This window comes from Ruminococcus callidus ATCC 27760 (genome assembly GCF_000468015.1).
Classification (GTDB): Bacteria; Bacillota; Clostridia; order Oscillospirales; family Ruminococcaceae; genus Ruminococcus_C; species Ruminococcus_C callidus.
Window position 1 is genome coordinate 1 of the sequence record NZ_KI260462.1, and the last position, 1,865, is coordinate 1,865.

3 protein-coding genes and 1 pseudogene are annotated in these 1,865 nt (G+C 46.0%); all 4 read right to left on the reverse strand.

The annotated features are described in order from the left end of the window. Nucleotides 1-310: pseudogene (locus tag RUMCAL_RS11570) on the reverse strand (phage tail tape measure protein); the annotation flags it as partial. Between the two features lie 178 nt (nucleotides 311-488). Next, complete coding sequence (locus RUMCAL_RS11575; RefSeq protein WP_021683088.1) at nucleotides 489-866, reverse strand: hypothetical protein; 378 nt, start codon at nucleotides 864-866, stop codon at nucleotides 489-491. Between the two features lie 12 nt (nucleotides 867-878). Continuing rightward, nucleotides 879-1,493 carry a major tail protein gene (locus RUMCAL_RS11580; RefSeq protein WP_021683089.1) on the reverse strand — a complete coding sequence of 205 codons (615 nt, stop codon included), beginning with the start codon at nucleotides 1,491-1,493 and terminating at the stop codon, nucleotides 879-881. 5 nt (nucleotides 1,494-1,498) lie between these two features. Further along, nucleotides 1,499-1,865 (reverse strand): hypothetical protein (locus tag RUMCAL_RS11585; protein ID WP_021683090.1); only part of this gene is annotated, 367 nt, incomplete at its 5' end.

Consider the following 1,865-nt stretch of genomic DNA (forward strand, 5'->3'; position numbering starts at 1 on the left):
TGATCTCACGCTGCAAAGCATCATACTGCTGCTGGGAGATTTCACCATTTGCAAGAGCCGTATTGGCTTGTTCTGCAGCGGTTTTCAGCACTTCCAGCTTTTCCTTAGTGGCGGATACCGCATCCGCCAGCAGCTTGTGCTTCTGGGATAAAAGTTCCGTGTTGGTAGGGTCGAGTTTCAGCAGTTTCTGGACATCTTTCAGCTGCGTCTGCGTACCCCTGATGTCCTTGTTGACACCTTCCAGTGCCTTGGACAGCTTGGTGGTATCGCCGCCGATTTCTACGGTGATGCCCTTGATTCGATTAGCCATACAATCTCACCCCCTTATCAAAATTTATCAAAGTCACTCTGATCCGCTAACATATGATATTTGTATTCGTCATTCTCCCGTTCGGTGAACATATCATTCACCAGACCAATGGTCAGAAAATCCAAATCGCCCATTGACAAACCAAGCTGAACGCACCGCAACAAAAACAGCGGTGTGGTCATCGGTCGGTCAATCGGGCGATGTTTTTTTTAGACTGAACCTGTGTTTCTACGTTCAAACCCCAAAGATTGATCAGTTGCGGCAAAATCTCATAAATACTGAACGTGTTAAACTGCTCCAGCCATTCGTCCGACGATGCCGGAATGGCTGCATCGGCGTGTTTTGCCATGATATAGGCGATGTTTTCAAATACCTCAAGGCTTTCAATGTCCAGTGCGGAAGATTTCTCTGTATTTTCTCCCACAGACTTTTGCAGTGCCGCAAAGTCTTGATAAATATCTCTGCGAAATTTCAAGCGATACAGTCTGGGGACTGCTGCACTTGCCTTAAACGGCACATCAATACCATCAATGGTGATGTTCTTCTGAATTGCCATACTGCACCCTCCTTACGCTTTCACAGTGGTCTTGGAAGCCGTTCCGACTGCCGGTGTGTATACGTTCTTGTACCAGCCATCATAAGTAGAAGCATCTGTGGATTCACAGGTCTTTGCCTTTACCAGACCGTTCGGCAGTGCCGAAGCCTTGATGGAGATGGTTTCAGTCTTTACTTCCTTGCTGTCCTCGGTAGTCTGTCCCTCTGTTGCTGGACGGGAAGCGGAACAGCAATAGAGAACATGGCGAATCTTCCGCTTATCTCCGGTGAATTCAAACAGCAACGCAAACTGTGATACCTCATCATCATTTCGTTCCACCAAAACACCGTTGCTGTCCAGGATCTCTCCCAGAATATCTGTAGAGAAATCTGTAGGAATCAAGGCGATTTCCAAATCACCTTCATAGCCAGAATTGTTGGAAATTACGTAGTATACGATGTCGTCGGCATAAAAATTTTCGTTTTCGCCGTTTGCATCAATGGAAATGGAAACCGCACCCGGCAGACGCACCGGATCCACATAGACCGGTGTCAGATTGGCTCCGCTGGCATCGGTTACCCAGTCCTTGATTTTAGCGTAGTGTACATTGGTCAAACCGAATTTGACCTTGTTCTTTTTGTTTGCCATAGGACTTAAACCTCCGTTTCGTAAAGCACTTCATAGAGCCTTTCCGACTCTATCCAGACTTCTGATTTTGTGTAGTAAATCTCATGACGTTTCAGAACCTCTTCAATCTGCTTTTCCAGTTCAAGATTCTTAACATCTGTGTAAAGTTCAATATCCAGCATCTTAAAACTAAAATACATTTGATTATCCGCTGAAAATGTATTTTCTCCAGGAGATAAAAACAGCAAAAAAGGCGGTGCGGGACTTTCACCCTCGGCGAAATGATGGTAGGCGAAAGGCAGTCCCATCTCTTCCATCATTTCTGCGATCTGTTCGTAGGTCATGACAAAGCCCCCTCGATTAAATGCTCCAGCAACTGTACACCGTTTTCTT

Excerpts from the sequence above, each read along its gene's own strand:
- RUMCAL_RS11575 (WP_021683088.1), bottom strand. The coding sequence starts at position 866 with ATGGCAATTCAGAAGAACATCACCATTGATGGTATTGATGTGCCGTTT.
- RUMCAL_RS11580 (WP_021683089.1), bottom strand. The coding sequence starts at position 1,493 with ATGGCAAACAAAAAGAACAAGGTCAAATTCGGTTTGACCAATGTACAC.